This is a genomic window from Bradyrhizobium sp. 2S1 (assembly GCF_011516625.5).
In the GTDB taxonomy this organism is placed as follows: Bacteria; Pseudomonadota; Alphaproteobacteria; order Rhizobiales; family Xanthobacteraceae; genus Bradyrhizobium; species Bradyrhizobium septentrionale.
Genome location: NZ_CP147719.1, coordinates 217,760 through 238,794 on the forward strand (window position 1 = coordinate 217,760; position 21,035 = coordinate 238,794).

Genomic DNA, 21,035 nt, shown 5'->3' on the forward strand with positions numbered 1-21,035 from the left:
AACCTACACCTCAAGCGCGTTGCAAAGTACGGGTCGGTCAGGCGGTGAAAAGCCGAAGGCAATCCCGCGCCTCGTCAGAGCAGATGTGCGGCCACATCAATCGGACTAAAAAAAGCACTCTCACGAATAGGACGGGCTAGCTAGCTGGACGAGAGCGCGTCTGTGAAGGCACCCCCGCCGACAAAGCTCGCTCTGATGGCGGCAAAATACTGCGACTTTCACCTTCAAGTATTGCCGCAACGAGCAGCTTTCGCGCTCCGAATTCGTCGTTTCTAGTGTTCATAAAACAGCCGTTCTTCGAACAGTTTACTCACAAGCGAGCATAAAACCATGGCAAAATCCGCATCTAGAATCACGTCGTCAGCCATCGAAAAACGAACAGTTCGAACGCCGCTTCGGCGAAAGAACGCTGAGCTACGAACGCGCGAGTATTTGACTGACGATGAAGTGCAGCGGCTAACGCAGGCTGCCAAGGCCAATCGCCACGGCCATCGTGACGCGACCATAATCCTCGTGGCCTACCGGCATGGCTTTCGGGCATCCGAATTGACCGATCTACGCTGGGATCAGATCGAATTCACCTCCGCCTCGCTGCACGTGAGACGGGTAAAGCAGGGGACGCCGAGCACGCACCCGATCCTCGGCGACGAACTACGCGCCCTTCGCAGGCTTCGGCGCGAGCAAGAACCGAAGTCGCCATTCGTATTCACGTCCGAGCGCGGCACTCCGTTTACTACAGCTGGCTTCGCTCGGATGGTCGAACGGGCTGGGATCGAAGCCAAGTTGGGCTTTAAGGCCCATCCGCATATGTTGCGGCATGCTTGCGGTTACGCTCTCGCTAATACAGGCCACGACACGCGCGCGCTACAAGCCTACCTCGGACACAAAAACATTCAGCACACTGTACGCTACACCGAGTTGTCGCCTACTCGCTTCAAAGACTTTTGGCGGCGCTAGGCAAGCCTTTCGGCGGCCCCTAAAGAACGGTCGGCCACAGGCAGACACCCTGTCAGAATCTTGGTTCGCTCAACGCCCGAAGGCGGACTCGTGCGACAGACGCGTCGTCTAAATTAGCCTAACGCGTGGCTGTTACTCCGGCGAATGCCTGCTGCGATTGCGTCACCGTCGGGAAATTCCTTGCAGGATACCATTGAAAATCTCTCCGGCGATTCTCGCTTGCTGAATCTGCATTTCCCGGTTTCGCTCATCGATCCCCTGCTTTTGCGATTCAGACTGCTCGGCCCTAGCTCCTGCCGTATTCCCGAGCCCGGCTGCCCGATGGTATAATGCAAGTTTCGTTTCTGCTGGACCGCGAGGCATCGTCTGATTTCTGTCTATCATCTCCGCAAGGCTGACCATTGAATCCGAATCATTGAGGTCAACACCAGACCTGAAAGAAGCCACCGCGGCCTCAGGATTCTTCTGATCAAAATAGAAGATCGAACCAATATTGTCGAAAGCTGCTGGATAACGTTGGTTAACCAGCTTCTGAAGGATGGGGAATGCCCGCTTGCGGTCTATAAATTGCAACGCACGCGCCATTTGGTATTGTAGTCGTGGCTCCGTCGGATTTTGAAATGGACCCCGATTTTGGGACCAGAGGTTAAGTTGGAAAAGGGCCGCTCCGTTTGATAGACGGAGGGCATGATGACGACGAAGACGAGACGCAAGATCGACGCGGCACTGAAGGCAAAGATTGCGCTGGAAGCGGTGCGGGAGCAGGCGACGGTGGCCGATCTGGCCCAGCGCTATGAGGTTCACCCGAACCAGATCTATGCCTGGAAGAAGCAACTGCTGGACCAGGCGGCGCGGGCCTTTGATGCGGGTGTCGGGCGCGAGAGCGAGGAAACGCGCGAACGCGAGATCGAGAAGCTGCACGCCAAGATTGGACAACTGACGGTCGAGCGCGATTTTTTAGCGCGGAGGTCCGGAAGATGAGCACGCCGGACCGTCGAGGAATGCTCGATCGCGCCGACAAGGCGCTGTCGATCCGTCGGCAATGCCTGTTGCTTGGCATCGCGCGCTCCGGGGTCTACCGGCCGCCCCGGCCGGCTAACGACAACGACCTTGCCCTGATGCGGCGGATCGACGAGCTGTTCATCGCCTGGCCGTTCCTGGGCTCGCGGCGAATGACCGCAATGCTGAAGGCTGAGGGGCTTCAGGTCAATCGCAAGCGCGTGCAGCGGTTGATGCGCAAGATGGGCATCGCGGCGCTGGGACCGAAGCCGAACACGACGAAGCCGGCGCCGGGCCACAAGATCTATCCTTATCTGTTGCGCAACATGACGATCGACCGGCCGAACCAGGTGTGGGCCGCCGACATCACGTATCTGCCCATCGGCCGTGGCTTTCTTTATCTCGTCGCCATCATCGACTGGGCGAGCCGTGCGGTTCTGGCGTGGCGGTTATCGAACACGATGGACGTCTCGTTCTGCGTGGCGGCTCTGGAAGAGGCGCTGGCGAAGTACGGCAGGCCGGAGATTTTCAATACCGACCAAGGCAGCCAGTTCACCAGCGCGGCCTTCACCGGCGCGTTGGCGGGCGCAGGGATCAAGATCTCCATGGATGGCCGCGGTCGTTGGATGGACAACGTCTTCATCGAGCGGCTGTGGCGGTCGCTCAAGCATGAGGACATCTATCTCAAGGGCTATGCCGACGGCCGCGAGGCCAAGGCAGGGATCGCGAGCTGGATCGCCTTCTATAACGATCGTCGCCTTCATCAGGCGCTCGGCTATCGCACGCCGATGGCGGCCTGGCGCGAACGGATGCAGGCCGCGAAGGCTGTGGACATGGTGGACAACGCTGACGCGTTGACCACATGCCCCAGCAACAGCAGCAGACAGAGTCTCTGGCAGCGTGATAGGAAGTAATCAGGAGCGGTCAGTTTCCAACTAACAAACCGGCTCAAGCGGTCCCGCTCCGCGGGTCCATTTCTCTCAACCAAGGCCTGCTTGCCGTGCCTGGCGAAGGACCGACCTATGGGCGTAAGCGATTCCTGGTGGAAATCATTTCGAGAAGAGAAATTTGAACACGACTGTGTGGAGATCGAGCTTGTAAGAAACGGTTCCGACCCGCTCACCTATCGCGGCCCCGGAGAGCTTTGGCAGGATGACGACGGCGTTCTCTCATTCAAATGCTTTGCGCGCAGCGACGGGCGCGTCGCTATTGATTCGATACTGGATCAAGCGGCCCTTGAGGTCGGAAAGCTGTTCCCGGACGAAGCGTATTATTCGATAAAGCTGACCACGTTCGACAACACGATACTGAGCGCCGAGAACGTTTGGATAGAGCCCAAATATAACCTTGTAACGGGGCATGCGATTGTCTCGGGAAAATTGCCGTGGCTCCAGCACGTATACAGCAAAAAACGTACCTCAAAGGCCGTTCCAATGCGGCTGCTCTTCTTGCGACAGCAACGTCGGGATTGGCGTCTCTTTTATGGCGCAGATATTCAGCTAGATAGCCTCGGTTGCTCGTTGAAGTTCACAATGCTGCGCGATTCTGACGTGCTCATTGAAGTCATCGGCGATACTGCAATGCCGCCAAACTTCGAGACGAGGGTAGTGGAGGCACTTCGCTATGTCCTCGCTAAGGTAATTCATCTGTCGTTGATCGAGATCAGTACGGTCGAAGGGGTGGATACCACCTTGATGTACCCCATTCACGGAACTGAAACGCGTCTTCTTGCTCCGCTGAGTGCGGACAAACACTCGAGCGACGTACATCTCCTGTTCGCCCGGTATCTAGGATTTGTCCTCTCAAATACTTCGTCTGAGTTTGTTCATCCGTGCTCTATGTATCTGCGCAACGCTTGCGACGCGAGCGCTGGCTCGACTGAAGCTGAGGTAATCGTTCTGAGCGTTGCCGTTGAAGGCTTAGCAAACCTGCTCCCGTTTGAGAAAATGCAGACTGCAGATCAGGCCACGATCGATGTAAGGGATGCAATGCTGAAATTGCTGGCCGAGCTTGACCCTGTCGACCACGTGAGGAACCGAATTGAGGGACTTCTAAGCCAACTGAACAATGTCCGCGCCGCCGATAGGTTGCAGCCTCTCGTTAGGGACGGACTTCTTGATCCTGCCTGTTTGGGTGCGTGGAAACAACTCAGGCACAAGACCGTGCATCCCAATAAGTCGAAATTAGAGGGGCTCGACCGCGACCAAATGCAGGCCCTGATAGACCTGGTTCACCGAGTCTACGTTTGTATGTATCAAATCACGTTCGCGCTTATCGGCTATCGAGGTGCGTACTCAAATTATGCAGCTAAACGGTTTCCCGTCGGAGCCTATCCGCTAACAGTGGTCTTGAAGTGACTGCGCGAATCAAGGTTTTGGCTTCTTTGCAGCTGCGGAAGGATTCTCGGCGTGAAATTCGGCTTTCTGCCTAAGTCGTTGGATGTTTCTGACGCAAGGATTTCGATACGCGGCGTCACTGACTGGCGGTCGGTATCGGCTGATGTCGCGTCGCATGGGCGAGTCAGCAATGGCTGGCTCCAAATGCCAACCCCCGAGTGGGGACGCGGGAGCCGTTACGAGCTTCCGGTGACGCATGAAATCGAAATTACAGGCTCGCAGGACGACGACCAACTGAGATTCTCGATCATTACGTTGGGCTTCCTATTTGGCCTTAGATTGCTCCCTGAGGGGTGGGGGCACTTGCATTCTACAGCCATTGAAGTCGACAAGTGCAACAGCTTCAGCGTGAGAGACAGCGAGGTCATTCCTTGCTTGGAGTTAGCGTCGGATTTCTATCAGAGGCATCACAAGACGAGAAACGCCAAGCGGATGTCGTCTGCAATTTCGCTGTTGCATTGGAGCCAAGCTCAGCCAATGGAATTCGACGCGTTCAGTTATCTTTACATGGCCGTCGATGCTTGCTGGGCCATCTGCAAGGACGTTCATGCCGGAGCCGTACAGCGTTACGGACCTAGAAAAGGTCAGCAAATTCGGCATCCGGAACGTCCGGAGGTAATGTGTGCGGTCCTAGGTCTAAAGCTGCCGGAGATTTTTGATCCATCTTCGGCGATAACGGCGGCATCGATTAGGAACGATCTCATACATGAAGGGCTAGTTGGCGATCTGCCAATCGGGCAAACGGTCATTAAGCCGCACTGCACGCTAGAGATGCGAGAGTTTGCAGAAAAGCTTATCCTTAGTCTCTTGGGTGTGCAGGCCGGATACTTATCGACTGCCGGTGGAGACCGGCAACACCACGCTCTCGACCTGAAGCCTTGACAGGTGGGCGAGGGCACTCTTTGTCCGGGTAGGGGTCAGGAAGGAGCCCCTTCGATGGAAGGGCAGAACCCGCAAGCCACTTCCGAACGATTGGTTAAAGTTTACGTCGCGAACGTCCTTGCAAAGCCGGAAGGCTCAAAACCGGAATGCGTCCCACCCCGTGAACGCGATGCTCAATTACGCGTATGCTATTTTGGAGAGCCGAGAGCGTTCAGAGATCGTGGCGCACGGATACGATCCGTATGATTGGGTATTTGCATTCCTATGACAAAGATCGCGCGGCGCTGGTGTTTGACATGATGGAGCCGCTGAGGCCGGTGGTGGATCGCGTTGTCTTAGATTTGATGCGATGCTAAACGTTTGAGCCGGCGGATTTTACAATTAGGTCCGATGGAGTGTGAGCGTCATGCGGAGACCACGCGCTGAGGGTTGATCTGGTCGGCTAGGAAGATCTCGCGGAATGGTTTGTCGCGAGGTCACAATGTCAAAGGATAGTCGTAAGGATAGCGATAAGGATAGGCATATGCCTATCCTCGAACACGGCGCCGACACGCTGCAGCGTGTCGAGATCATCACCGGGACGGGCCGACGTCGGCGCAGGTCGACCGATGCGAAGGCGGCGATTGTTGCGGAGAGTTTTGCGCCGGGTGCAAGCGTGTCCGCAGTGGCGCGGCGACACGACATCAGTCCAAGCCTGTTGTTTCTCTGGCGTCGCCAGGCTACGCGGGCGCAGGTCGCGGAGCGCGGGGACAGAGGCATGCCACCTGGCTTTGTGCCGGTCGCGATCACCGGCTGTGGGCGCCCGAGTGAGGAGCAGGCGGCGATCGAGATCGAGGTCGGCGCGATTCGCATCCGTGTCAGGGGGACAGTCGACCGGGAGGCACTGTGCGAGGTGCTGGCGGCGGTCGGGACGGTTGGTCGATGATCGGGCTTCGAGCTGGGTTGTCGATCTGGATTGCGACGCAGCCGGTCGATTTCCGCCGCGGCATGGACTCGCTGGCGATGCTGGTGAGCGAGGCCTTTGGAGCCGATCCGTTCGACGGCGGACTTTATGTCTTCCGCTCCAAGCGCCGAGATCGCGTGAAGATCCTGACTTGGGATGGAAGCGGCCTTGTCCTTTACTACAAAAGAATCGAGGGGCAGTTCACCTGGCCGCCGATCAAGGAAGGCGTCATGTCGCTATCTCATGCTCAGCTCTCGGTGCTGCTCGATGGCTCGGACTGGAAGCTGTGCCGATGCGAGTTGTGGATCAGCCGATGCGAGCTGGTTGATCATTATCAAGAGTCGTTCGTCACTCATGCGGAGTTGTTGTAGAATCGCTCTGCATGAGTGATTTGCCTTCCGATCCAGCATTGCTCCGACAAGCCGTGATGACGCTATCGTCACGGCTTGCGGCGTTGTCGGAGGAATGCAGCACGCTGGCGACCGAGCGTGATGCAGCGATCGCCCAACGCGACGCTGCGATCCAGGAGAACGACAAGCTCCTGATGATCCTGTCCCAGTACAAGCGCACGATCTTCGGTCCGCGCTCCGAGACACTGGATATCGGACAGCTGTCTCTCTTCACCATCAGGGCACAGGCGGTTCGTGCCGCCGCCAACGACGACGTGACCGGAGGCAGGCTGCCTGACGGAGCGGAGGGCCGTGGAAAGCGACCGGCGCGACGCAACCGGGGGAAGCTTCCGGAGCATTTGCCGCGCATCGATGTCGTGATCGATATCGAGAGCCACATCTGCCCTTGCTGCGGCGAGCAGCTGCACAAGATCGGGGAGACCGTCAAGGAAGCCTTCGACGTCATTCCGATGCAGTACCGGGTCAAGCGCATCATGCGTCCACGGTACGGCTGCCGGGGATGCCGCCAGGGTGTTCTGCAGGCACCCGCGCCGGCCCAGGCGATCGACGGTGGAATGGTGACGGAAGCCTTGCTGGCCCACGTCGCGGTGATGAAATACGGCTACCAGCTGCCGCTGTATCGCCAGGAACAGATGTTTGCCGCCCAAGGCATCACGCTCGACCGGCAAACGCTGGCCTCGTGGATGGGCCGCGTCGCCTGGTGGCTGAAGCCGCTTCACGCGCTGTTGCGCCGCGCAGTGATGTCCTACCCGCGGCTGTTTGCCGACGAGACGCCGCTGCCAGTTCTCGATCCCGGCCGTGGCAGAACCAAAGTCTGCCAGTTCTGGGCGATCGCCACCGACGACCGCCCGTGGGGCGGCCCGGCGCCGCCGGCAGTAGTCTACGTGTTCGCCGAGGATCGCAAGGCAATCCGCGCCAGGCAGCTGTTTGGAGACTACGACGGCATCCTGCAGGTCGACGGCTACGCCGGGTACAAGGGGCTGATTAAAAACGGCGGCCGTCTGGTACAACTGGCGTTCTGCTTCGCGCATGCGCGGCGGAAGTTCTGGGACGTCCACATCGCGACGAAATCGCCGATTGCCGCGGAAGCGCTGCAGCGGATCGGTATCCGTCCGAGGGCGGCCGTCTTGCGAGTTTTTCCGATCTGTAGCTGACTGTCCTTATGGACGGACATAAGGACAGTGCGGTGCTGAGCCGCATGGATTTGGTGGAGACCGGTCGGCGGCGACGCTGGACGCGTGCGGAGAAGCTCAGAATCGTAGAGGAGAGCTTCTCGGGGCCACGACTGGTGTCGGCGACGGCTCGCCGGTATGGGATATCACGTCAGCTTCTGCTGAGCTGGCGCAAGGCTTGGACCTGTCATGATCCGGCCGAAGAGGATTCGATCGGCCCGACATTCGTCCCTGCGATAGTTGCGGCAAGTACGCCGCCAACGACGGAAGCTGTCGAGACAGGTCAGATCGAAATCGTGAGCCCTCAGGGGCTGCGCGTGGTCTTCGGCCCCGGTGCGGATATCGAGGCGGTCGTTCGAATTGCTCGGGGCCTGGCGCGCCGATGATCCCGATCCCGACGGGCGTGCGGGTGTGGCTGGCGACGGGCCATACCGACATGCGGTGCGGCTTTCCGAGCCTGGCTCTGCGCGTGCAGGAAGTGCTCAAGCGCGACGCCATGGGCGGCGGTCTTTTCTGCTTCCGGGGCAAACGCGGTGATCTATTGAAGGTCATTTGGCACGATGGCCAGGGCGCCTGCTTGTTCACCAAAAGACTCGAGAGAGGCAGGTTCATCTGGCCATCGGTTGCTGGTGAATCGGTAACGATCTCTCCGGCGCAGTTGAGCTATCTGTTGTCCGGGATCGATTGGCGCAACCCTCAAGAAACCCAGCGTCCGACGCGGGTCGGATAGTCGTTTTACGGTTTGAATCTGCTGCTCGATCTGATTCAATGGCTCCATGATATCGAAGCCGGATGATCTTCCATCGGACCTTGTCAGTGCCCTGGCGGCGCTGCAGGCCGAGCGTGAGGCGCGACAGAAAGCCGAGGCGAAGGCCGCCAACTGGCAGGCGCAAGCCGCGAATGCGCAGGCGAAACTGTCGGATACCGAGGCGCTGATCGCTCATCTCGAGTTGCGCATCGAGAAGCTGAAACGCGAACTGCACGGGCAGCGATCCGAGCGCTCGGCACGGCTGCTCGAGCAGTTGGAGTTGGAGCTCGAAGAACTCGTCACCACGGCGAGCGAGGATGAGCTTGCCGCACAGGCCGCAGCGGCGAAGACGCAGAACGTCCGCCCCTTCATGCGCAAGCGGCCGGTGCGCAAGCCATGGCCTGACGATATCGAACGCGAGCGCGTCGTCATTGAGACTCCAACGACCTGCGCCTGCTGCGGTGGATCGCGGCTGGCGAAGATCGGTGAGGATGTGACCAAGACGCTGGAGGAGATCCCGCGCCGCTTCAAGCTGATCGAGACGGTACGCGAGAAGTTCACCTGCCGCGATTGCGAGAAGATCAGCCAGCCGCCCGCGCCGTTCCATGCCACGCCGCGCGGCTTCATCGGCCCACAATTGCTGGCGACGATCCTGTTCGACAAGTTCGGCATGCATATCCCGCTCAACCGCCAGAGTGCGCGCTTTAAGGCCGAGGGGATCGACCTGCCGTTGTCGACGCTGGCCGACCAGGTCGGCCACGGGACCTTCGCCGTCATGCCGCTCTTCCACTTGATCGAACGCCACGTGCTCGCTGCCGAGCGCCTTCATGGCGACGACACCACCATCCGTATTCTGGCGAAGGGCAAGTGCACGACCGGGCGGATCTGGACTTATGTGCGGGATGACCGGCCGTTCGCCGGGCCTGCGCCGCCGGCAGCGGTCTATTACGCCTCGAGCGACCGACGAGGCGAGCATCCACAGAGACATCTGGCCGCCTTCGCCGGCATCTTGCAGGCGGATTGCTACAGCGGCTTCGAGCCGCTGTTCGACCCGCAGAAGAAGGCGCTGCCGATTACGCCGGCGTTTTGCGTGGCCCATGCGCGGCGGGGCTTCTTCGAGCTGGCTGATATCGAGAAAAATGCTCGGGAAGGCAAGAAAGGCAAACCGGTCTCCCCGATCGCGCTGGAGGCTGTCAGACGCCTCGATACGTTGTTCGAGATCGAGCGCGCCATCAACGGCCGCGGTGCCGGCGAGCGGCGTGCCGCTCGCCAGGAACAGAGTAAGTCACTTCTCGAGGACATGCATGCCTGGCTGCTCCGCGAGCGCGAAACCCTCTCGCGTTCCTCCGAGGTCCTGAAGCCGATTAACTACATGCTCAGGCGCTGGGACGGCTTCGCCCGCTTCCTCGACGACGGCAGGATCTGCTTGACCAACAATTGCGCTGAGCGCGCATTGAGAGGCATCGCCTTGGGAAGGCGCAACTGGACCTTCGCCGGCAGCCAGCGCGGCGCCGACCGTGCCGCCATCATGCTGACGATGATCACGACCTGTCGCCTCAACGACGTCGATCCCAAGGCCTGGCTCGCCGACGTCCTGGCCCGTATCGCCGATCATCCCGCATCGCGTCTGCACGAGCTCTTGCCCTGGGAATGGAAGCTCCTGCGCCAGGCCGACAAGCCAGCCAATCAGCAGGCCGCCTGACCTTCACCCTTCACCCAATGCCATCATAGACCTCGCCGTGCCCGCGCGCATGCGTCAATCAGGCGGCCTCCGTCGTATGCGTACGCGGATCGCGATGTTCTACGCCATTGAGGATCGCATTCGCGGTTTGCCGGCGACGCAGCGAGCTGCGGTGCGACAATCCGACACCAGACCGCTGATCGAGGACTTCAAGCCCTGGCTCGAGGCGCGACTGCTGGAAGTCTCGAAGAAATCCGGCCTTGGCAAGGCGATCCGCTACACCCTCAACCATTGGGATGGCCTGACGCGATTCATCGATGATGGGCGCATCGAGATCGACAGCAATACGGTCGAACGCAGCATCAAGGTATCCGTCCGAGGGCGGCCGTCTTGCGAGTTTTTCCGATCTGTAGCTGACTGTCCTTATGGACGGACATAAGGACAGTGCGGTGCTGAGCCGCATGGATTTGGTGGAGACCGGTCGGCGGCGACGCTGGACGCGTGCGGAGAAGCTCAGAATCGTAGAGGAGAGCTTCTCGGGGGCACGACTGGTGTCGGCGACGGCTCGCCGGTATGGGATATCACGTCAGCTTCTGCTGAGCTGGCGCAAGGCTTGGACCTGTCATGATCCGGCCGAAGAGGATTCGATCGGCCCGACATTCGTCCCTGCGATAGTTGCGGCAAGTACGCCGCCAACGACGGAAGCTGTCGAGACAGGTCAGATCGAAATCGTGAGCCCTCAGGGGCTGCGCGTGGTCTTCGGCCCCGGTGCGGATATCGAGGCGGTCGTTCGAATTGCTCGGGGCCTGGCGCGCCGATGATCCCGATCCCGACGGGCGTGCGGGTGTGGCTGGCGACGGGCCATACCGACATGCGGTGCGGCTTTCCGAGCCTGGCTCTGCGCGTGCAGGAAGTGCTCAAGCGCGACGCCATGGGCGGCGGTCTTTTCTGCTTCCGGGGCAAACGCGGTGATCTATTGAAGGTCATTTGGCACGATGGCCAGGGCGCCTGCTTGTTCACCAAAAGACTCGAGAGAGGCAGGTTCATCTGGCCATCGGTTGCTGGTGAATCGGTAACGATCTCTCCGGCGCAGTTGAGCTATCTGTTGTCCGGGATCGATTGGCGCAACCCTCAAGAAACCCAGCGTCCGACGCGGGTCGGATAGTCGTTTTACGGTTTGAATCTGCTGCTCGATCTGATTCAATGGCTCCATGATATCGAAGCCGGATGATCTTCCATCGGACCTTGTCAGTGCCCTGGCGGCGCTGCAGGCCGAGCGTGAGGCGCGACAGAAAGCCGAGGCGAAGGCCGCCAACTGGCAGGCGCAAGCCGCGAATGCGCAGGCGAAACTGTCGGATACCGAGGCGCTGATCGCTCATCTCGAGTTGCGCATCGAGAAGCTGAAGCGCGAACTGCACGGGCAGCGATCCGAGCGCTCGGCACGGCTGCTCGAGCAGTTGGAGTTGGAGCTCGAAGAACTCGTCACCACGGCGAGCGAGGATGAGCTTGCCGCACAGGCCGCAGCGGCGAAGACGCAGAACGTCCGCCCCTTCATGCGCAAGCGGCCGGTGCGCAAGCCATGGCCTGACGATATCGAACGCGAGCGCGTCGTCATTGAGACTCCAACGACCTGCGCCTGCTGCGGTGGATCGCGGCTGGCGAAGATCGGTGAGGATGTGACCAAGACGCTGGAGGAGATCCCGCGCCGCTTCAAGCTGATCGAGACGGTACGCGAGAAGTTCACCTGCCGCGATTGCGAGAAGATCAGCCAGCCGCCCGCGCCGTTCCATGCCACGCCGCGCGGCTTCATCGGCCCACAATTGCTGGCGACGATCCTGTTCGACAAGTTCGGCATGCATATCCCGCTCAACCGCCAGAGTGCGCGCTTTAAGGCCGAGGGGATCGACCTGCCGTTGTCGACGCTGGCCGACCAGGTCGGCCACGGGACCTTCGCCGTCATGCCGCTCTTCCACTTGATCGAACGCCACGTGCTCGCTGCCGAGCGCCTTCATGGCGACGACACCACCATCCGTATTCTGGCGAAGGGCAAGTGCACGACCGGGCGGATCTGGACTTATGTGCGGGATGACCGGCCGTTCGCCGGGCCTGCGCCGCCGGCAGCGGTCTATTACGCCTCGAGCGACCGACGAGGCGAGCATCCACAGAGACATCTGGCCGCCTTCGCCGGCATCTTGCAGGCGGATTGCTACAGCGGCTTCGAGCCGCTGTTCGACCCGCAGAAGAAGGCGCTGCCGATTACGCCGGCGTTTTGCGTGGCCCATGCGCGGCGGGGCTTCTTCGAGCTGGCTGATATCGAGAAAAATGCTCGGGAAGGCAAGAAAGGCAAACCGGTCTCCCCGATCGCGCTGGAGGCTGTCAGACGCCTCGATACGTTGTTCGAGATCGAGCGCGCCATCAACGGCCGCGGTGCCGGCGAGCGGCGTGCCGCTCGCCAGGAACAGAGTAAGTCACTTCTCGAGGACATGCATGCCTGGCTGCTCCGCGAGCGCGAAACCCTCTCGCGTTCCTCCGAGGTCCTGAAGCCGATTAACTACATGCTCAGGCGCTGGGACGGCTTCGCCCGCTTCCTCGACGACGGCAGGATCTGCTTGACCAACAATTGCGCTGAGCGCGCATTGAGAGGCATCGCCTTGGGAAGGCGCAACTGGACCTTCGCCGGCAGCCAGCGCGGCGCCGACCGTGCCGCCATCATGCTGACGATGATCACGACCTGTCGCCTCAACGACGTCGATCCCAAGGCCTGGCTCGCCGACGTCCTGGCCCGTATCGCCGATCATCCCGCATCGCGTCTGCACGAGCTCTTGCCCTGGGAATGGAAGCTCCTGCGCCAGGCCGACAAGCCAGCCAATCAGCAGGCCGCCTGACCTTCACCCTTCACCCAATGCCATCATAGACCTCGCCGTGCCCGCGCGCATGCGTCAATCAGGCGGCCTCCGTCGTATGCGTACGCATCAAGCCGATCGGGCTGGGAAAGAAAAACTATCTGTTCGCAGGCAGTGAGGGCAGAGCTGGCTCCGCAAATTCGGACAGTAGCTTGAGTGGATTTTCTGCCTGACAGCGGCGAGGATTCTTGCTGCGAATCAGGAGCGAAGATGACGAAGAAGAGCCGCCGGATGCATTCTCCGGCATTCAAGGCGAAGGTTGCTTTGGCTGCGGTCAAAGGCGACAAGACGCTGGCGGAGCTGGCGCAACTGTTTGATGTTCATCCGAACCAGATCACGATCTGGAAAAACCAGCTCCTGGAAGGCGCCGCCGGCGTGTTTGGGCATGACAAGGCGTCGGCCGAGACGCCGGTCGATTTGAAGGCGTTACATGCCAAGATCGGCGAGCTGGCGTTGGAAAACGATTTTTTGTCCGGCGCGCTCACCAAGGCGGGCCTGCTGAGCGCAAAGCGATGATCGACCGCGGTCATGATCTTTCTATCGTGCGCCAGGCGAAGGTCCTGAAGCTGGCTCGCAGCACGGTCTACTATGAACCTCGGCCAGTTTCGGCCGAGGACCTTGCCTTGATGCGTCGGCTCGATGAGCTGCATCTCGATTATCCCTTCGCGGGAGCGCGTATGCAGCGATCGTTGCTGCGGCGGGAGGGCGTATACGCCGGTCGCCGCCACATCGCGACGCTGATGAAGCGCATGGGGATCGAGGCGGTCTATCGTCGCCCGAACACGAGTAAGCCGGCACCGGGTCACAAGATCTACCCGTACCTGTTGCGCGGATTGAAGATCGAGCGGCCCGACCAGGCGTGGGCAATGGACATCACCTACATTCCGATGCGGCGTGGCTTCGTCTATCTCGCGGCGGTCGTCGATGTGTTCAGCCGACGGGTCCTGGCCCATCGCGTCTCGATCACAATGGAGGCGGCCTTCTGCGTCGAAGCGGTCCAGGAGGCGTTGGCGAAGCACGGCAGGCCCGAGATTTTCAACACGGACCAGGGCAGCCAGTTCACCAGCCTCGAGTTCACCGATGTGCTGCTGGACGCGAAGATCGCCATCAGCATGGACGGCAAGGGCGCCTGGCGCGACAACGTGTTTGTCGAGCGGCTCTGGCGCACGGTCAAATACGAAGAAGTTTATCTCCGCGCCTACGACAGCGTGTCCGAGGCGCGAGCGTCAATTGCCAAGTATCTGGCCTTCTACAATCAGGGAGGCCCTCACTCGAGCCTTGACGGGCGCACGCCCGACGAGGCTTACTTCGGCACGCAAGCTATGGTGATGGCCGCATGACCGTCGCCGACGATTTTGTCGTCGCTCTGGTCGGGCTACGCCCTCCCGACGCAACGACAAAATCGTAAGGCCCCGCGTTCAGCATAACCCGGCAGGAATCCACTTAAATCCCGCGGGGCGCTGTCCAAACAACCGGCGCCAGCTCTGGCGGCGCCGAAACCTGGGCCACTCTCGCATCACTCATCAACTCCGCAAAGCTTCACGACATCGACCCACGGCACTATTTTACTGATGTTCTCGAGCGCATCGTCTCCGGACGTACCAAGATCAATCAGCTGAACACGCTGCTGCCGTGGAATTGGAAAGCCGAGCGCGATGGTTCGGAGCCAAAGCTCGCCGCTTGATCAGTTCGACGGCACGGCGTCGGGAACTTCCTGCGCATCGCTGGCGTCGTCGTAGATCTCTTCGCGGATCACGCGCAGCGTTACCTCGTGCAGATACACTTGCAGCGCACCCTCCAGCTCGGTGAACTCGGGCAGCAGGACTCGATCAACGAAGCCCCGTGACGCACGGACCATCACCGTGTTACGTCGCTGTCGGCGATAACGAAACGGCCGCAGCCCATATCGGCGGCAAAGCGCCAGAAACAGGTGCCGAGACCACTGGTCGGGAAGTGAGAATTGCTGTTCGATCGGTGGATCGTGGCGAGCAAGTTCCTCGACCCGGGCCCGCACCCGCTGCAGCGCGGCTTCCGCTGCAAGGCGCTCACCAGCAGTTCCGGCCCCCACGAACAACGCCTCGATCTTCCGAAGCTTCTCGCGCAGCTGCGACTCGCTGGTCATTCTGATCCCCGTTGCCCGCTCCGAACCGGGATCAACCCATCACCGCGCGCCGGCGGCGTCAATCATCCCGACCGCGCTATCCAGAGCATTCCGCGCAAGTCAAGCCCAGGCACCCGTGATCCTCTCGTGACGCTCACGATGGAGTGTGCCGGCTCAATTCGGGTCTGGCCAAGCGTCTTGTCCGCGACACCGAAGCATCGATCGGGCTCCAGCTCCAGCACGCCGATTCGACCCACGTGTTGAACATTAGCTAAACTCGTTAGCTGACGATCGAGAAGTCGCTCGCGGTCACGGTCGACGCGGTCGCGCCATTGAGCCAGATGGCATTGTTAGCGTCGGGCTGTACGATGAAGTAGGCGCCGTTCTGATAGGAATGTGACAGCAGGTCGGCGAATGACGTGAAGCCCGATCCGATCAGGTTGACGTGGTCGAGCCCTTCGGTCCAATCCTGCACTACATCAATGCTCTGAGTGCCGACGGTGCGGGAAAGTACGAAGGTGTCATTGCCTTGGCCCGTGCCCGGCCCTGCTCCGCCACCGCCGAAGTAATAGTTCACGCCGGTGCCACCATCGAAATAGTCGTTCCCCGCGCCGCCGATCAGCACATCGACGCCATCACCACCATAGAACACATCGTTGCCGTCGCCTCCATAGCCGTAGTCATTGCCTCCGTAGCCATAGAGCACGTCGTCGCCCGCGTCCCCGATAAGGATGTCGTTGTTGAGGTTGCCGACGAGCACATCGTTGCCGTTCCCGCCGTAGACTGTGCCGCCTGCATTATACAGGTAGGCGTAGTCGTTTCCGTCTCCCCCTTCGAGGACGGTATAATCTTTGCCGCCGATGAGAACGTCGTTGCCGCCCTCGCCGTATAAGTAGTTGAAGCCATCGCCCGCATACATCAAGTCGTTGCCGGACCCGCCGATCATCAGGTCGTCGCCCGTGCCGCCTTCGAGAAGATTGTTGCCGGCACCACCGTAGATGCTGTCATTGCCGTTGCCGCCCCAAAACGTGTCATCTACCGAAGTTCCAGTGAGCACGTCACTAAAGGCGGAGCCCGTTACGGAATGGACGTCAACAAAAGTGTCAGTCCCGCCATAACCGTTTTGCGCGGTGCCATGCGCGAGATCTACTTGCACAGGATTAGGAGAGTTTACGTAACTAACGACCGTGTTACCATCTCCAAAGAAGTAACTGCCACCTGTACCTGCAATGATGGTATCAGCAGCAGGAGTGCCCGAAATGACTTGACCGCCACCCTTACCCTCCATCGCCACGGTTACGGGGATGACGCTTGGATTTGACGGATTGTTGGGATCGGCAACTTTGAGCCCGAAAGCGTCGGATGTGACGACCGATCCATCTTCCCGGTACGCAAGACGGCCTAAATTGATGTCGGTCTGAGTGAACGTTGCATTGACTGACAAGGATGCACCGTTGAGCAACAGCGATCCATGCTGGGGAATGTACCAAATCGTGTAGGTAATTTGACTGTCGCTAAACTGAGGCGAAATCCAAGTAAGAAGGCCACTGCCGATTGTTGAAGTTTCACCCATGCTATCCTTCAGGATCGGCGCTGGAATTTGACCGTTTGGAATGAAGACTCCTTTGCTAAGCAGGCCACTCCCGCTCTGCACGATCACAGGGACTACGACGTCAGAAACGGTGTTGGAGGCGTTGTCGCTAACTGAAAGAACAAGAGGATACTGATCGCCGTAGTTGCCGCTAAATTGTCGATAGAATACTTGCCCGGCATCGACTTGAGCCTGTGTGAACGAGTGCGGGAAGTTATTCGCTATATCGCTTGGCCCGAATGAGCTGCCATTGAACGGCGTATAGGAAGAACTTTCCGGAGTTCCCCAGCTGCCAATCAATATGCCCCCCGCGTTGGAGGGCATGCTCGTCACCGTGTATACAATGTTGGCTGGGTCGACGCCTGGATCGATCGCGGAGAGGATGTCGGGCGTAAGAGCTGTCACGTATCCAGGCGTATTACTGAACGTCGTGAATCCCGTGCTCCCGATCGGTATCCCGCCATCTGAAGAACTGTGGAGATAGAACTGTCCATTAGGATCGGTGAAAATAGGGCAGAGCTGGCGCCGGTTGTTTGGACAGCGCCCCGCGGGATTTAAGTGGATTCCTGCCGGGTTATGCTGAACGCGGGGCCTTACGATTTTGTCGTTGCGTCGGGAGGGCGTAGCCCGACCAGAGCGACGACAAAATCGTCGGCGACGGTCATGCGGCCATCACCATAGCTTGCGTGCCGAAGTAAGCCTCGTCGGGCGTGCGCCCGTCAAGGCTCGAGTGAGGGCGTCCCTGATTGTAGAAGGCCAGATACTTGGCAATTGACGCTCGCGCCTCGGACACGCTGTCGTAGGCGCGGAGATAAACTTCTTCGTATTTGACCGTGCGCCAGAGCCGCTCGACAAACACGTTGTCGCGCCAGGCGCCCTTGCCGTCCATGCTGATGGCGATCTTCGCGTCCAGCAGCACATCGGTGAACTCGAGGCTGGTGAACTGGCTGCCCTGGTCCGTGTTGAAAATCTCGGGCCTGCCGTGCTTCGCCAACGCCTCCTGGACCGCTTCGACGCAGAAGGCCGCCTCCATTGTGATCGAGACGCGATGGGCCAGGACCCGTCGGCTGAACACATCGACGACCGCCGCGAGATAGACGAAGCCACGCCGCATCGGAATGTAGGTGATGTCCATTGCCCACGCCTGGTCGGGCCGCTCGATCTTCAATCCGCGCAACAGGTACGGGTAGATCTTGTGACCCGGTGCCGGCTTACTCGTGTTCGGGCGACGATAGACCGCCTCGATCCCCATGCGCTTCATCAGCGTCGCGATGTGGCGGCGACCGGCGTATACGCCCTCCCGCCGCAGCAACGATCGCTGCATACGCGCTCCCGCGAAGGGATAATCGAGATGCAGCTCATCGAGCCGACGCATCAAGGCAAGGTCCTCGGCCGAAACTGGCCGAGGTTCATAGTAGACCGTGCTGCGAGCCAGCTTCAGGACCTTCGCCTGGCGCACGATAGAAAGATCATGACCGCGGTCGATCATCGCTTTGCGCTCAGCAGGCCCGCCTTGGTGAGCGCGCCGGACAAAAAATCGTTTTCCAACGCCAGCTCGCCGATCTTGGCATGTAACGCCTTCAAATCGACCGGCGTCTCGGCCGACGCCTTGTCATGCCCAAACACGCCGGCGGCGCCTTCCAGGAGCTGGTTTTTCCAGATCGTGATCTGGTTCGGATGAACATCAAACAGTTGCGCCAGCTCCGCCAGCGTCTTGTCGCCTTTGACCGCAGCCAAAGCAACCTTCGCCTTGAATGCCGGAGAATGCATCCGGCGGCTCTTCTTCGTCATCTTCGCTCCTGATTCGCGGCAAGAATCCTCGCCGCTGTCAGGCAGAAAATCCACTCAAGCTACTGTCCGAATTTGCGGAGCCAGCTCTGGCGTTCGACGGAGACGGCGAGGTTATTCTGCGGGATTACATTGATGCCGAATGTTGTCTGACCGAGAGTGCTGCCTGCGCTGTCGCTCACGGTAAAGTTGAAATTGTCTGTGCCGCTTACATTACCAATGTTCTGATAGGAGATTAATCCGAGGTCGACCTGCTGTTGAGTAAACCAGGAGACGGGATTGATGCCGTCTGCCAAAATCTGGCCGTGTGCTGGACCTCCAGAGACGGTATAGATGATTTGCCAGGGATTCAGACCCGTGTCCGTCACAAAGAGGTTGCTGTCGGTGATCAGCGCCGTCTGGCCCTGACCAACCGAGAGGCCGGCATTTGTCATTAGACTAGGATGAGTCGATGTTGGCGGAGCGTTGATGCTGATGGTGAACGAGGTCGTTGCGCTCCTGTTCCCAGCAGGATCAGTGACATAATAGCTGAAGCTCTCGCTTGAAGCGATCGTTCCGTTTTCCTGGTATTCAATAAGGTTATTGTTAATATCAGCCTGGCTGAATGAAGTGACGATCGATCCACCTTTGATCAGGTAACCGTGGCTTGGATTCGAAGTAATCGTGTAAGTCAATTGTTCGGGCGTGTAATGCGCCGAATTTGAATCGGCGACCTGCAAATAGCTTGAGCTGAGCGTTGGATTGCTGCCGACACCGGTGACGAGCTGCTGTCCTGTCGCAACGATGGTCGGAGGCGTATGATCGGTGACGATGATCGGCTGAGCGGAGGCCGGTGGCGTGGTCACTGTGACGGTCGTTTCAGCTGCGACGCTTGAATTACCCAGATCATCGAATGCCACAACCGCGATTTGATTCCCACCGGGAGTTGAGCCGGCATTAAAAATGGCCGTCGCAAACTGTGCGGGTGTGACGTTCGTTGCAGCATGGCCGAGTGAGAAGGATTGGCTGCCTACGAGGATGCTGCCGGTACCGCTTACAATGAAAGCCGTGTAATGATCAATGCGATGAACACTGCCGGAAGGTGTCTCGGAAGCGGAGAACCATGTTGAGAGCGGTGTAGTTGTATTGGTGTACGTGAAAGCGGTCGACGGTCCTGTGACAACAGGATGGGTAGTGGTTGGGGGTGAAAGTGGGTTGGCCGATGCGACAATGATATTAGCGAGCTGCGATGCAGTCTGGGACGCCCCCCCGCTTTGCGCATTCTCAATTGGAATAGTGCCTGCGCCAAATAGCGAACTGAGATCAATATCGTAGTTGAGAAGAGTATGATCAACTGAAAGCTGAGCTGCAATTCTTACTGAATACGAAATCAGATCGGTGTAGACACTATCTGTGTCATTATTCGCAGCAACAAGGTTTACGCCCTCACTCGGTGTGCCAACGCTCACGACTGACCCTATGTGAGGGCCGACCTTGGCCTTTTTGTTGAGCTCGCTCGAACTGTCCTTAGCGTAATTACCAACCCAATCACCGTAGTCCACATAGTTCACAAGATTCATTGAAAACAAGTTGCTGCTAAGGCCTGAACCAGGTAGCCCGGGAGCGCCAAACGTCATTCCACCGACAGCCGTTGAACCAGACGCTGCGATTGCTGCCTCTGCCTCAGCGCCGCCCATGGAATGTCCGGTGACGAAGATTGGATTAAGGCCAACCTCCGCCTGGACGCGACTAGTAAAGGCAATCGCATCATTGAATAGCCTCTGAGGTGCCGATCCATTGAAAATTAGGGCGTCATCGAGTCTTGACGCGATGGCATAAATCGACTCGTCGGCTAGATCGAGAATGCTAGCTTCAAAGGCAACTATGACAGCTCCCGTTGCGTTGTTTCTGAATGCCGCGGCTTGGAAGCCGTCGAATGAAATGGTCTGGGAGTCGATAAGGCTGTAACCAGAAAACGCACCAATAGGACCGTAAGTGGCAACCGCACTGCACGCGTTGATGAAATCTTCCCAAGAAGGTTGCGACATGACGAACCTCCGATTGCGACAATGTGGCCCGGCGAATTCTCTAAGATGACTTGCGACTATTCGTAGGACATTGCTAGGTCATCGGACTAATGGGAGCGGCTTGGCCGAAACCCAGAGAGTCTCACCCTGCCAGCAACCAAGCCAGAGCAAAGAAAAGTTCAGAACCAGTGATCTAGCATCCGAGGATGCTTTGCAATTTCTTTTTATTCGAAATAGAGGTCCAGTACCACGCATCCCCTGAAACCGCGCGCCGCGATGATGCAGGTTGCGCACCAGGAGTCAAGAATATGAGCGGGATCGCAATTGGTCGGAGCCATCGGCTGACGTTCATCCGTGATAGCCTCAATCTCCACCGGCTATGGTGTTCTGAGGAAGCACGCCTGACGTAACCCGAGTTTTCGAATTTCTGTGCGCAATGGTGGCTTGGTCAAGACTGG

At 59.1% G+C, this 21,035-nt stretch carries 20 protein-coding genes and 3 pseudogenes; 18 read left to right on the plus strand and 5 right to left on the minus strand.

Translation table 11 applies throughout. From position 1 onward, the window contains the following. The first annotated feature begins 330 nt into the window (after window positions 1-330). On the plus strand, window positions 331-957 hold the full coding sequence (locus HAP54_RS51955) for a tyrosine-type recombinase/integrase (RefSeq protein WP_166308701.1): 627 nt from the start codon (window positions 331-333) through the stop codon (window positions 955-957). A 162-nt stretch (window positions 958-1,119) separates the two neighbouring features. Here the strand turns inward: HAP54_RS51955 and HAP54_RS51960 are convergent, their stop codons facing one another. Beyond that, window positions 1,120-1,542 (minus strand): hypothetical protein, encoded by a 423-nt coding sequence (locus tag HAP54_RS51960; protein ID WP_166308704.1) that lies wholly within the window; start codon window positions 1,540-1,542, stop codon window positions 1,120-1,122. A gap of 105 nt (window positions 1,543-1,647) precedes the next feature. Between HAP54_RS51960 and HAP54_RS51965 the strand changes: the two are divergent. From HAP54_RS51965 to HAP54_RS52035, 17 genes and pseudogenes are all read left to right on the plus strand, one after another. Then, a pseudogene (locus HAP54_RS51965) lies at window positions 1,648-2,756 on the plus strand (IS3 family transposase); the annotation flags it as partial. Between the two features lie 282 nt (window positions 2,757-3,038). Then, window positions 3,039-4,313: a hypothetical protein gene (locus tag HAP54_RS51970; protein ID WP_166308707.1), complete on the plus strand. Its 1,275-nt coding sequence runs from the start codon at window positions 3,039-3,041 to the stop codon at window positions 4,311-4,313. Between the two features lie 228 nt (window positions 4,314-4,541). Beyond that, window positions 4,542-5,234, plus strand: coding sequence for a hypothetical protein (locus HAP54_RS51975; protein WP_166308710.1), 693 nt, complete (start codon window positions 4,542-4,544; stop codon window positions 5,232-5,234). Window positions 5,235-5,403: 169 nt separating this feature from the next. Next, window positions 5,404-5,502, plus strand: coding sequence for a hypothetical protein (locus HAP54_RS52770; protein WP_414646245.1), 99 nt, complete (start codon window positions 5,404-5,406; stop codon window positions 5,500-5,502). Beyond that, window positions 5,477-5,590 carry a CRISPR-associated endonuclease Cas1 gene (locus HAP54_RS52775; RefSeq protein WP_176422166.1) on the plus strand — a complete coding sequence of 38 codons (114 nt, stop codon included), beginning with the start codon at window positions 5,477-5,479 and terminating at the stop codon, window positions 5,588-5,590. Before HAP54_RS52770 ends, HAP54_RS52775 begins: the two co-directional genes overlap by 26 nt. A 167-nt stretch (window positions 5,591-5,757) precedes the next feature. Further along, a complete protein-coding gene (gene tnpA, locus HAP54_RS52780; protein ID WP_166298544.1) occupies window positions 5,758-6,159 on the plus strand; it encodes an IS66-like element accessory protein TnpA in 402 nt (133 codons plus the stop codon). Continuing rightward, window positions 6,156-6,548: an IS66 family insertion sequence element accessory protein TnpB gene (gene tnpB, locus HAP54_RS51985; RefSeq protein ID WP_166308719.1), complete on the plus strand. Its 393-nt coding sequence runs from the start codon at window positions 6,156-6,158 to the stop codon at window positions 6,546-6,548. Before tnpA (HAP54_RS52780) ends, tnpB (HAP54_RS51985) begins: the two co-directional genes overlap by 4 nt. An 11-nt stretch (window positions 6,549-6,559) precedes the next feature. Beyond that, on the plus strand, window positions 6,560-7,741 hold the full coding sequence (gene tnpC, locus HAP54_RS51990; protein ID WP_224741201.1) for an IS66 family transposase: 1,182 nt from the start codon (window positions 6,560-6,562) through the stop codon (window positions 7,739-7,741). 8 nt (window positions 7,742-7,749) lie between these two features. After that, window positions 7,750-8,145, plus strand: coding sequence for an IS66-like element accessory protein TnpA (gene tnpA / locus HAP54_RS51995; RefSeq protein ID WP_166202956.1), 396 nt, complete (start codon window positions 7,750-7,752; stop codon window positions 8,143-8,145). Then, window positions 8,142-8,489, plus strand: coding sequence for an IS66 family insertion sequence element accessory protein TnpB (gene tnpB, locus HAP54_RS52000; protein WP_063676425.1), 348 nt, complete (start codon window positions 8,142-8,144; stop codon window positions 8,487-8,489). Before tnpA (HAP54_RS51995) ends, tnpB (HAP54_RS52000) begins: the two co-directional genes overlap by 4 nt. A gap of 46 nt (window positions 8,490-8,535) precedes the next feature. Continuing rightward, complete coding sequence (tnpC, locus tag HAP54_RS52005) at window positions 8,536-10,209, plus strand: IS66 family transposase (RefSeq protein WP_166205228.1); 1,674 nt, start codon at window positions 8,536-8,538, stop codon at window positions 10,207-10,209. 85 nt (window positions 10,210-10,294) lie between these two features. Then, window positions 10,295-10,555 (plus strand): annotated as a pseudogene (locus HAP54_RS52010) (IS66 family transposase); the annotation flags it as partial. A 58-nt stretch (window positions 10,556-10,613) separates the two neighbouring features. Beyond that, entirely contained in the window at window positions 10,614-11,009 is a 396-nt protein-coding gene (gene tnpA, locus HAP54_RS52015) for an IS66-like element accessory protein TnpA (protein WP_166299824.1), read from the plus strand. After that, window positions 11,006-11,353 carry an IS66 family insertion sequence element accessory protein TnpB gene (tnpB, locus tag HAP54_RS52020; RefSeq protein ID WP_063676425.1) on the plus strand — a complete coding sequence of 116 codons (348 nt, stop codon included), beginning with the start codon at window positions 11,006-11,008 and terminating at the stop codon, window positions 11,351-11,353. The genes tnpA (HAP54_RS52015) and tnpB (HAP54_RS52020) overlap by 4 nt, the downstream gene beginning before the upstream one ends. 46 nt (window positions 11,354-11,399) lie before the next feature. Beyond that, entirely contained in the window at window positions 11,400-13,073 is a 1,674-nt protein-coding gene (gene tnpC, locus HAP54_RS52025) for an IS66 family transposase (protein WP_166205228.1), read from the plus strand. Between the two features lie 228 nt (window positions 13,074-13,301). Further along, window positions 13,302-14,431, plus strand: a protein-coding gene (locus HAP54_RS52030) for an IS3-like element ISRj2 family transposase (protein ID WP_166308986.1) whose coding sequence is annotated in 2 segments (ribosomal slippage) — window positions 13,302-13,554 and window positions 13,554-14,431 — 1,131 coding nt in all. Because the reading frame shifts where the segments join, the coding sequence is not laid out codon by codon here. 149 nt (window positions 14,432-14,580) lie between these two features. Further along, window positions 14,581-14,775: pseudogene (locus HAP54_RS52035) on the plus strand (transposase domain-containing protein); the annotation flags it as partial. On the opposite strand, the gene HAP54_RS52040 reads toward HAP54_RS52035, so the two are convergent. The 4 genes from HAP54_RS52040 to HAP54_RS52055 form a co-directional block, all read right to left on the minus strand. Then, the gene (locus tag HAP54_RS52040; protein WP_166202962.1) at window positions 14,776-15,213 is read right to left on the minus strand and encodes a hypothetical protein; all 438 of its coding nucleotides are present in this window, start codon (window positions 15,211-15,213) and stop codon (window positions 14,776-14,778) included. Between the two features lie 259 nt (window positions 15,214-15,472). Beyond that, window positions 15,473-17,188 carry a cadherin-like domain-containing protein gene (locus HAP54_RS52045; protein WP_166308722.1) on the minus strand — a complete coding sequence of 572 codons (1,716 nt, stop codon included), beginning with the start codon at window positions 17,186-17,188 and terminating at the stop codon, window positions 15,473-15,475. Window positions 17,189-17,444: 256 nt separating this feature from the next. Next, a protein-coding gene (locus tag HAP54_RS52050; protein ID WP_166204126.1) for an IS3-like element ISRj2 family transposase occupies window positions 17,445-18,574 on the minus strand; the annotation gives its coding sequence in 2 pieces (ribosomal slippage) (window positions 17,445-18,322 and window positions 18,322-18,574; 1,131 coding nt in all). 59 nt (window positions 18,575-18,633) lie between these two features. Further along, a complete protein-coding gene (locus HAP54_RS52055) occupies window positions 18,634-20,598 on the minus strand; it encodes a cadherin-like domain-containing protein (RefSeq protein WP_166308725.1) in 1,965 nt (654 codons plus the stop codon). Window positions 20,599-21,035 lie beyond the last annotated feature (437 nt).

Excerpts from the sequence above, each read along its gene's own strand:
- HAP54_RS51955 (WP_166308701.1), top strand. The coding sequence starts at position 331 with ATGGCAAAATCCGCATCTAGAATCACGTCGTCAGCCATCGAAAAACGA.
- HAP54_RS51960 (WP_166308704.1), bottom strand. The coding sequence starts at position 1,542 with ATGGCGCGTGCGTTGCAATTTATAGACCGCAAGCGGGCATTCCCCATC.
- HAP54_RS52770 (WP_414646245.1), top strand. The coding sequence starts at position 5,404 with ATGCTCAATTACGCGTATGCTATTTTGGAGAGCCGAGAGCGTTCAGAG.
- HAP54_RS52775 (WP_176422166.1), top strand. The coding sequence starts at position 5,477 with ATGATTGGGTATTTGCATTCCTATGACAAAGATCGCGCGGCGCTGGTG.
- tnpA (WP_166298544.1), top strand. The coding sequence starts at position 5,758 with ATGCCTATCCTCGAACACGGCGCCGACACGCTGCAGCGTGTCGAGATC.
- tnpB (WP_166308719.1), top strand. The coding sequence starts at position 6,156 with ATGATCGGGCTTCGAGCTGGGTTGTCGATCTGGATTGCGACGCAGCCG.
- tnpC (WP_224741201.1), top strand. The coding sequence starts at position 6,560 with ATGAGTGATTTGCCTTCCGATCCAGCATTGCTCCGACAAGCCGTGATG.
- tnpA (WP_166202956.1), top strand. The coding sequence starts at position 7,750 with ATGGACGGACATAAGGACAGTGCGGTGCTGAGCCGCATGGATTTGGTG.
- tnpB (WP_063676425.1), top strand. The coding sequence starts at position 8,142 with ATGATCCCGATCCCGACGGGCGTGCGGGTGTGGCTGGCGACGGGCCAT.
- tnpC (WP_166205228.1), top strand. The coding sequence starts at position 8,536 with ATGATATCGAAGCCGGATGATCTTCCATCGGACCTTGTCAGTGCCCTG.
- tnpA (WP_166299824.1), top strand. The coding sequence starts at position 10,614 with ATGGACGGACATAAGGACAGTGCGGTGCTGAGCCGCATGGATTTGGTG.
- tnpB (WP_063676425.1), top strand. The coding sequence starts at position 11,006 with ATGATCCCGATCCCGACGGGCGTGCGGGTGTGGCTGGCGACGGGCCAT.
- tnpC (WP_166205228.1), top strand. The coding sequence starts at position 11,400 with ATGATATCGAAGCCGGATGATCTTCCATCGGACCTTGTCAGTGCCCTG.
- HAP54_RS52040 (WP_166202962.1), bottom strand. The coding sequence starts at position 15,213 with ATGACCAGCGAGTCGCAGCTGCGCGAGAAGCTTCGGAAGATCGAGGCG.
- HAP54_RS52055 (WP_166308725.1), bottom strand. The coding sequence starts at position 20,598 with ATGTCGCAACCTTCTTGGGAAGATTTCATCAACGCGTGCAGTGCGGTT.